Raw genomic sequence first — 10307 nt, forward strand, 5'->3', positions numbered from 1 at the left:
TCTTAACTTTTTTCACTAATAATAAAAAAACTAAATTTAAAATATTATTCCAAATTAGCAATTATAATTTTTATTAATTCAAGAAATTTTATTTTATTTTTTATATAAAAGACATTGATAATCTATTTCAATTGAAGCGTTTTTATGTTATAGTATAGGTGTCTATTATTTTAAATATTGATTTTATAGTCTTTACGCAAACAGGATAAGGAGTTTTAATTGATCTTTAATCAATCTTGAAAAATTAATAATAGAATAAATTATTATATTATATACAAAAGGAGAAAATCCATGAAAACAAATAAATTATTAAAATCAAGTATGAGTGTTGCATTGGCACTTACTATATCTTCTATTACTGCTCAAGCTTGGCCAACAAATAGTAATATAGCAAAAGCTGATTTCGGTGATACTGCAGCTACTCAACAAACTAAGACTGAACTAAATGAAATAATAAATAAAATTTTTAACGACCAGTCTATCACAAATAGATACTTAGGAACTACTTTTTTCCACAAAACTTCAAACTTTCCTTATTACCATGTAACATTTGAAAATCACCAAGTTCCCGATGATGTTATTGACACTACTCCTTGGTATAATATGTGGAGCGAAGCTGCTGCTGCAAAAGCAAAACTTGATGCTAATTCATATACAGAAAAAACTGCACAAAATGCAATTAACACTTTAAAATACTATATTCAACTATACAATTTCGATGTAAATCATGACTTAAAAGATGACGGGTTCTATACTACTACAGACTTCAAAACACCAACAATGGTAACTGTTTCTAGCGATGGACAACAAGATTTCTATAAAAAAGTAGTTGATAACAAAGAAGAAATTAAAAATCTATTCAAAGAATCTTTAGTAGGTATCTACAAACAAGGACAAGATATCGAAATTAATCTTGTTGCTAACCCTGATAAAGTTAGTAAAATTACAAGCTTTGTTGTTAATAAAGTTTCTGGTTTAGATACAAATGTTAAACTAGGTCCTTCTGCTGAAGATCAACATCTTGTTGCCTTTAGCGTTCCTGGCGAATTAAAAGCTGAACAATTAGTTGTTTCTAATATGACTTATATTGATAAAAATGGAGTCAAACAACAAACAGGTCCATTTGCTTTAGATATTAACTACTCAGCTGCTAAAAAAAGTAATGAAGCTATCCCTAAATACAGAGAAAAATTAGACGAAAAAATTCAAAATTGGATTGATCGTGGTAATAAAGTTAATGAATGGTTACTAACAAAAGAGAATACTTCAGATACAGCTGCAGACTTCTCACAAAGAGCTAAAATTAGCGAAGCTGTAACAAAACTACAAGAATTAAAACGTTCAGATAGTGCTAACTACGATAAACTTTATGAAATTTCTACTCCTATTCATGAAATGGAAGACATTGCAACATTAAGAGAGGTTCTAGATATTAAAGTTGCAAAACTATTAGAATTCTTTGATCTTTATAACGAAAAAACATACACTAAAGAAAGTATCGAAAACTACAAAAATTACATTAAGAGTGTTCCTGCATTAAAAAATACAAGAAACATAAAAGAATTAGTTCAGTTAATTAAAGACTTCGATAACGCGAACTTTACATACTTAAGATACAATACTGCAGAACTAAAAAGAATAATCGATATCGCTGACAGAAAAATAAGAAGTGAATACGAACCTGTGTCTCTTGAAAAATTTGATCAAGCTTTAAATCACGCTAAAGACTGGATTAAACAAACAAACAGTTATAACCCTCAAATTAATGAGACATCAGACCTTGTTAAACAATTAACTGAAGCTATCAACAATCTTACTACAAAAGACGGTCAAAAAGGAGAACCAGTTCCTGCCGCACCTGTTGAAAATACTACTAAACCAGCAGAGCCATATAATGTAACTGCAAAATTCGTAGAAAGAGGTAGCGACAAACCTATTAAAACAAGATACAGTCGTGATTTAACAGAACTTATAAAAAATGTAGAAGTTCACGAATTAGGAAATGGTAAAAACGAAGTAATATTAACATTAGAACCTAAAATCATGGGAGGAGCTATCGACTTTGCTCTAGCAGACACTTTCAAATACAACAGTCTAGGAAATACAGATGCGGATGCTGTTGTTTTAGAGACAAAAAATATTGGAGGTCGCGACTACCCTACTAAATTAAAACTTACAGTTGATGCTACTAAGAAAAACATTGAAATAGCACTGCTAGGAAATTTCAATTTTAAAGATTCATTCTCATTAGGAAAAAATGGAATCGATAACTTTACAAAACCAACAGATTTATATATCGATTACTCTACGAAATTAGAAGCTAAAAAAGAATCACCTCTAAAAGCTTCTTTAAGAGATAAAATTAATTACTACACAAGTAATACAGTACAAGATAACTATAAAGATTTAAAACCAGTGTTCAAAACTTCATTCAATCAATTAATTACTAAAGCTCAACAACTTTTAAATAGTGATTCATTAACAAAAGATGAAGTAGACAATATTATAAATAAATTATTAGAAGAAACAACTAAATTAGATTCATTGGCTAACCTTCACAAATCACTACAAAATGCAAAAGAACAGTATGAAAATGATTGGAAAAACAACACTCACTTTACTAATGAAAGTAAAGCATTAGTTAAAGAAAAACTAGATGCAGTTGAAAGTAAAATAAACTCTCTAGATCCGGTAGATATAGAAGGTAAAAAAGAAACTTACTCAAACGAATTCGACAAAGAAGGAACTGTAACAGTATACAAAAAACTAGATGAATTAACAGGAGAAGTTCAACATCTTGGAGACTATCTTCGCATCAATACTGAAGAACTTTCAGGAGAAATTAAAAAAGCTGAAGAAGCTTACAACAATTTCAACAAAATTACTCAATCAAAACTTAAACTTAAACAATTAATAGACGAAGCAAAAGCATATGTTGAACATGCCAAACTTACTCCTGAATCAAATGACACTGATGATCAAGTAAATACTGATTTGACAGATTACTACAAAGAACAATTCAAATTCGCTATAGAAGACTTAAACGGTTCTCAAAACTCTGAAGCAGAACAAGTTTCAGCTAAAGAACAACTTAAGAAAAAAATTGCTGAAGTTGAACTGATAAAACAAGGTAAAAAAGAACCAGCAGCCTTTGTTACTTTAACTAACGAACTAACAAAAGCTAAAGAATTATTAAACAATGATTCTTCTACTGAAGAGGCGTTACTAACTGAATTAAATAAACTGAATAACGCTGTAAATATATTTAATAATTCTGCTGATTCAACTCAAAATCAACCAAGTAATCCATCAGAATCTCCTTCTACAGATTCTAATAATAAAGTTCAATTAGAAAGTTCATTATTAAAACAAGATTTAACTAGCCCTTCTATGGCAAATGGAATTATTAAAAACGTGTATCTAGTAACTGAAAATGGAAAAAATTACTTAGAATTAGATCTTATTCCTATGAATAATGGAACAACTAACGTTGCTGTTATGAGTAAACTTACATATTTTGATGGTAATACTGAAAAAGATGTTCAAGTATTAAAAGAAGATACTGCTGATGTTACTTACAATAATGTAACTAATTCTTATAAATATCCTTCAAAAATTAGAATACCAATCGAAGGAAAACCATCTACAATAAAACTTAACACTTTTGCAAGCAGTACATTATTCGGTACTGATAAACATGAAAATATAGCTGTATTATCTGTAAAATACCCTAAAGAAAATGCTGTTATCACTGCAGATAAAAAACAACTAAACGCACTATTCGAAGCTACTACAAGTAAATACTATGATAGTTGGAATAATGTATTTAAAAATGCAAACGTAACCCAAGATATGGCGGTAATTAAAAACTTCGGTAACAAAATCAATGCTGCACAAAATGTATTGAAAAATAATATTGCCAGCACAGAAGAAATTTCTACCGCATTTACTGAACTATCAGACTTAAAAAATCAATATGATTTACTTATTCAACTAAGAACTTCAAACGCTGAAGCTGTAGCTAACTTCAATTCTGATAAAGACAGTAAAAACTACAGTGAAGAAAGCATCAACGCTGTAGATAGCTATCTTCAAGGAAAAATAGATAAACTAGAGGACTTAGTACACAACAACCCTAAATCTAATGAAATCTTGAAATTATTTAACGATGTCCAAACATACTATAACCTTCTTAGATATGACACTTCAAAACTAGACACAGCTATTAAATCAGCTCAAGACAAACTAGCTGCAAGTAACTATTCAGATGAGTCTAAAAATAATTTAACTACAGCTATTAGTAAAGCAACTGAATTCATAAACAAAGCTAAAGAAACAAGAAATCTAGAAGACACTCGTTCTAGTTTATTAAAAGAAATCGAAGATGCAGTCAACGGATTAAAAGAAGCTCCTGCTCCTGAAGTAAATAAACCAAGTGATAACACTAATGCATCTAATAATGAAACAAATAAACCTATCGATAAAGTCGACACTCCTGCTAATAGCGAAACTAACAAACCTAACGATAAAGTTGACACTCCTGCTAATAGTGATGCCAACAAACCTAATGACAAGGTCGATACTCCAGCTAATAGCGATGCCAACAAACCTAACGACAAAGTCGATACTCCAGCTAATAGCGATGCCAACAAACCTAACGACAAAGTCGACACTCCAACTAACGGCGAAGTTAACAAACCTAACGACAAGGTTGATACTCCAGCTAATAGCGATGCCAACAAACCTAACGACAAAGTCGACACTCCAACTAACGGCGAAGTTAACAAACCTAACGACAAGGTTGATACTCCTAATAATAGCGAAGCTAATAAACCTAACGACAAAGTCGACACTCCAACTAATAGTGATGCCAACAAACCTAACGACAAAGTCGACACTCCTAGCGATAACAAACCAACTGAAAATGATAATGATGAAGTTGCGAAAAAATTTGCTACTGAAAGAGCAAACCTTCTTTTACCTTTAGAAACAGCTAAAATATTAGTTAATGATGACAAAGATAAAGAAGGAATTAATAAAGAAGCATACGCTAAACTAAAAGAAGCCACTGAAAAAGCTCAAAAAGCATATGATGAAGAAAAATCTATAGATAAGATTCTAGAAGAAAAATCTAGCATAGATAAAGCATTAGAAGAGTATACTAAACATAAAAATGATAAAGAAACTGTCCCAGGAAATAATAAACCTGAAGATAAGCCTGATAATAATTCAAGCAATAACGGAACTGTAGATAATACAAAACCAAGTGATAATTCTAATAGTAGCACAGCTAATGATAATGCTAATAACTCTTCAAACAATACTAATAACAGTTCTACTGAAGTAAAACCAGGAACTAGCGAAAATACAGGAAATAACAAACCTGAAGATAAACCTACTCCGGATAATAAGCCTAATAATAATTCAAACAATAATGGAACTGTAGATAATACAAAACCAAGCGACAATTCTAATAGTAGCACTGCTAATAATAATGCTAATAACTCTTCAAATAATGCTAATAACAGTTCTACTGAAGTAAAACCTGGAACCAACGAAAACACAGGAAGTAATAAACCTGAAGATAAACCTAATAATAATTCAAACAATAACGGAACTGTAGATAATACAAAACCAAGTGATAATTCTAATAGTGGCACAGCTAATGATAATACAAATAACTCTTCAAACAATACTAATAACAGTTCTACTGAAGTAAAACCTGGGGGCAACGAAAATACTGGAAATAACAAACCTGAAAATAAACCTAATAATAATTCAGATTCAGGAAACACTAACACAGACAACAACGTGACTCCATCTGAAGATATAATAAACAATATATTCTCTAATGATGCTTTAGGGGTTAAAGTTACTTTAACTGATAAAACAACTGCAGCAAAACTTTCTGCAACTCCTGTAGAAGATAAAGCTTTAGCAAGTTCAGTTCTAGAAAAATTAAACTTACCTGCAGACAATCAAATCAGAATATTAGATTTAAAACTTCTAGACAAAGACAATCATGTAGTTAATTCAAAAGCAAACCGTACTGTAGCAATAGTTCTAAAAGAAGACGAAAAAGATGTAGCTGTTTATCACATAAAAGATAACGGAGAGCTAGACCTTATGAAGTCAACTATAAAAGATGGAAAAGTAATATTTGACATAGATCACTTCAGTAAATTCGCAATAATTTCTAATAAACCTAAACAAAATAACGAAAACAGTGGTAATACTTCAAATAACAATAATACGGCTATCAGCAATGATAATCATGATTCAACTCACAATGATTCTAATAGCGGTATTGCGCATAATGATTCTAACGTCGAAAACACTCATACTTTAGGACATAGCGACTCAAATAACAAACAAACTTCTCCTACAGTGCAAAATAATCAACCTACTCAAATTACACCATTAAATAGTAGTGTAACATCAAATATCAACAATTCAAAAGCAGGAAAACACTTAGCTAAAACTGGACTATCAAATAATAATTTAGTTTCATTAGCTGCTATCGGATTAGTATTAAGTAGTGCACTAATTCTTGGAAGAAGAAAAAATAAAAGATAATATTATTTCTAATAATTATTAAATAAACTAATTAAAAGAGGGATAATTTAAAGGCTAATTTCTAAAATTTCCCTCTTTTAAATTATATACAATAGATATCTATAATAAATAATTACTAAATGAAAAATAAAGAAAATTTTTGAAAATATCGTGATATAAAAAACTCCTATTTATTGAATTTTTATGAGATTTGGTGTAAAATTGAATTGCTTATGAAAAAAATATTAAGGAAATTTTTTATTTTATAAAGACAACTTAGGAGATATGATAATGAGTAAATATCATTTTATAGGTATTAAAGGTTCTGGAATGAGTTCCCTTGCACAAATCGCTTATGATATGGGGCATGAAGTTCAAGGCTCAGATGAAGAAACATACTTTTTTACACAAGAAAAATTAGAACAAAGAAACATTCCGATGTTCTACTATGGAGCAGAAAATATTAAAGAAGGATATGATGTAATTTTAGGTAACGCATTCGATGAAACACATGTTGAGTATAGACGTGCTAAAGAATTAGGTTTAAAAACATACACTTACTCTCAATTTCTTGGGAAACTACTTTCTGAGATTCCTTCTATTGCAGTTACTGGAGCACATGGGAAAACTACTACCACTACAATGACTAGTAACATATTTAAGCACAGTCATGTTACATCATACTTAATCGGTGATGGAACTGGCCATGGTGAAAAACATTCTGAATTTATGATAGCTGAGGCATGTGAGTACTATAGACACTTTTTAGCGTATCATCCTGATTACGCTATTGTTACTAATATTGATTTCGATCACCCTGATTATTTCAATGATGAACACGACATGTTTGATGCATTCCAAAGTTTTGTGAATCAAGTTAAAAATACAGTAGTAATCTGCGGCGATGATCGTTTAGCTTCTCAACTTAAACCTGCAAATGCTAAAACTATTAAATACGGGTTTAATAAAGGGAATGATTATCAAATCAAAAATGTTCAAACTACATCAGAACACAGTAAATTCGACATTTATAAAAACTCTGAATTACTAGGAACATTTACTATGGCAGTATTTGGACTACACGATATCTCAAATGCTACTTCTGCTATCGCTTTAGCTGATATCAATGGGATTAGCGTTGAAAAAATTCAAGAAGCACTTGATTTATACAAACCTGCTGAAAGAAGATTTAGCGAACACAAAATTGGAAACAGTGTAGTTGTAGATGATTACGCTCACCACCCAAGTGAAATAAAAGCGACTATAGACAGTGCACGTAGAAAATATGAAGGAAAAGAAGTTATCGCTATTTTCCAACCTCACACATATACACGAACAGCTAAATTCTTAAATGAATTCGCTGAAAGCTTAGAAACTGCAGATAGAGTATTCCTTTGCCCAATCTTCGCTTCTGTACGTGAGAAAGAAAAAATTGTAGGAATCGAAGATCTACAAAAAGTAACTAAAGGCGCTCAAATAATAAATAGTGAAAATGATTTTGATAAACTTAACTTTGATAATAGTGTATTCCTATTTATGGGAGCTGGAAATATTAATAAACTTTGTCATAAATTTATCGAACAAAAATCAAAATAATTTAGTTGTATTATAGTCAATATTAAAATATAATTGAGTATAAGACTTATAAAGGAGGAAACATTATGTTAGATATAAACTGGTTAATTTTAGCTTATGCTGGAATCTTTTTAGCGGGAGTAGGAGTCTTAATCCTATGCATAAGCGCGGCGATTACACTTGGAACTGTTAGAAAATCACTAACTGTCGCTACTGAATGTGTAGAAGATGTAACGAACATTGCAGAAGATGCACTAAATCTTGCTAAAGATCTTAATGAAACAGTTAAAAAAGTAGAAGGTAATTTAGAGCCAATCATGGCAGAAACTAATATTTTATTACAAAATACAAACATTTTAGCTGAAGACTTACAAGTTAAATCTGAAAAATTAGATCCACTGTTTAACTCTGCAGAAGGATTAGCAACATCTATCAATGGTTTACAATCATCTGTAGATAACATGAAATCTAATGTTACTGGATTCAAAAAAAATACAGATCAAAAAATTGAAAATCTTTCTGAAAAAGTAGAAGAAAATAAAGCTAAAGCTTCTAATCTACTTAACAAATTCTTAAAGAAAGATAAAGTTGAAGAAGAAAAATAATACATAAAAAAGAGATGAAATTTAATTACAAAGTTTCTTCTCTTTTTTCTATATTTTAGAACTTATAACCACTATAATATTTTCTTTTAATCACTTAGATTTGAATATAAAATTCGTGATTTTCTTATTTACATTTGTATATAAATTCATTTAAATTTATACACAATTTCTTTAAATAATAAGACAACAATAAAGAGAATACTTTTACTTTATTTTTTCTCATTTTTTTTAACTTTATACTTGATTTTATTTCAATTTTGATATATTATACTGAGGTATTTAAAATTTTATAGAAGGAGAATTATTTTTTATGTTAAACGAATTTAAAAAATTTGCATTTAAAGGTAACGTATTAGACCTAGCTATCGGGGTTATCATGGGGGCTGCTTTCGGTAAAATCGTTAGTTCATTAGTAACTGACATTATGATGCCACTTATCGCTCTTGTATTCCCAGCTAAACCAGATTTCACAAACTTAGCTTGGGAAGGAATCAAATACGGTAACTTTATCCAAATCACTATCGACTTCTTAATTACTGCTATCGCAATCTTCGTATTCGTTAAAGCTATTAACACTGCTAAAGACAAAATGTCTAAAGAAGAAGCAGCTGAAGAAGAAACTCCAGAAGTTGATGCTAAAGAAGAACTTCTTAAAGAAATCCGTGATCTATTAAAAAAATAATAGATTAAAATTTTAAGGTCTGACAATGTCGGACCTTTTTTATTATATAGTATAAATAGAAATCCCTTGGAAAATTCTATTCCAAGGGATTTTTCTGTGTTCTTATTAAAGTATTTATTCACCAAATAAAGATTTCACTAATCTTCATCATTTCTACGACGTTTAAACGCTGCAAATAGACCTACGATAGCTAAGCCTAATCCTGCTAGCTCACTATTATTTTCTGTTTGACCAGTATTAGCTAAACGTTTAGTAGAACGATTAAGAGTTTTATCTTGGAAGTTAGAATGAACATTTGTAGTTCTATCTTCTCTACCTATATATTTTGGTAACTCAGGTTGTTCTTCTGGAGCGCCGTTTACTCCTCCACTGAATTCTGGTAACGCTGGTTGAACTTCTGGTATTCCATTCACTCCTCCACCGAATTCTGGTAAGGCTGATTGAAGTTCTGGTATTCCATTCACTCCTCCACCGAATTCTGGTAACGCTGGTTGAACTTCTGGGGCTCCATTCACTCCTCCTGCAAATTCTGGACTAGTTTGATGTTCTTCTGGTTCTCCGTTTACTCCCCCTGCAAATTCTGGACGAGCTGGCTGTTCTTCCGGTTCTCCATTTACTCCTCCACTGAATTCTGGTAAGGTTGGTTGGACTTCTGGGGCTCCATTCACTCCTCCTGCGAATTCTGGACTAGTTTGATGTTCTTCTGGTTCTCCGTTCACTCCTCCAGCGAATTCTGGTAAGGTTGGTTGCACCTCTGGATCTCCATTTACTCCTCCTGCAAATTCTGGTAAGGTTGGTTGTACCTCTGGATCTCCATTTACTCCTCCACTAAATTCCGGTAAGGCTGATTGGACTTCTGGTATTCCTTTTTCATTACTATGACGGACCAC

At 31.0% G+C, this 10307-nt stretch carries 5 protein-coding genes; 4 read left to right on the plus strand and 1 reads right to left on the minus strand.

Going from position 1 to position 10307, the window contains the following annotated elements; all coding sequences use genetic code 11:
- Positions 1 to 291: 291 nt before the first annotated feature.
- The 4 genes from O3884_RS05150 to mscL all read left to right on the plus strand — a co-directional run bounded on the left by O3884_RS05150 (position 292) and on the right by mscL (position 9417).
- On the plus strand, positions 292 to 6576 hold the full coding sequence (locus tag O3884_RS05150) for an LPXTG cell wall anchor domain-containing protein (protein WP_371452179.1): 6285 nt from the start codon (positions 292 to 294) through the stop codon (positions 6574 to 6576).
- A 270-nt stretch (positions 6577 to 6846) separates the two neighbouring features.
- Positions 6847 to 8151, plus strand: a complete 1305-nt coding sequence (gene murC, locus O3884_RS05155) for a UDP-N-acetylmuramate--L-alanine ligase (RefSeq protein WP_371452180.1) — start codon at positions 6847 to 6849, stop codon at positions 8149 to 8151.
- 65 nt (positions 8152 to 8216) lie between these two features.
- A complete protein-coding gene (locus tag O3884_RS05160) occupies positions 8217 to 8735 on the plus strand; it encodes a DUF948 domain-containing protein (RefSeq protein WP_060914209.1) in 519 nt (172 codons plus the stop codon).
- 310 nt (positions 8736 to 9045) lie between these two features.
- Positions 9046 to 9417, plus strand: coding sequence for a large conductance mechanosensitive channel protein MscL (gene mscL / locus O3884_RS05165; protein ID WP_371452181.1), 372 nt, complete (start codon positions 9046 to 9048; stop codon positions 9415 to 9417).
- A 137-nt stretch (positions 9418 to 9554) separates the two neighbouring features.
- On the opposite strand, the gene O3884_RS05170 is transcribed toward mscL, so the two are convergent.
- On the minus strand, positions 9555 to 10307 hold a 753-nt coding region (locus O3884_RS05170), incomplete at its 5' end, for an LPXTG cell wall anchor domain-containing protein (RefSeq protein WP_371452183.1).

It is taken from the genome of Gemella sp. 20925_1_85 (assembly GCF_041433735.1).
In the GTDB taxonomy this organism is placed as follows: Bacteria; Bacillota; Bacilli; order Staphylococcales; family Gemellaceae; genus Gemella.

What these genes read in the sequence shown, in the direction of transcription:
- mscL (WP_371452181.1), top strand. Translation starts at nt 9,046, where the DNA reads ATGTTAAACGAATTTAAAAAATTTGCATTTAAAGGTAACGTATTAGAC.
- O3884_RS05150 (WP_371452179.1), top strand. Translation starts at nt 292, where the DNA reads ATGAAAACAAATAAATTATTAAAATCAAGTATGAGTGTTGCATTGGCA.
- murC (WP_371452180.1), top strand. Translation starts at nt 6,847, where the DNA reads ATGAGTAAATATCATTTTATAGGTATTAAAGGTTCTGGAATGAGTTCC.
- O3884_RS05160 (WP_060914209.1), top strand. Translation starts at nt 8,217, where the DNA reads ATGTTAGATATAAACTGGTTAATTTTAGCTTATGCTGGAATCTTTTTA.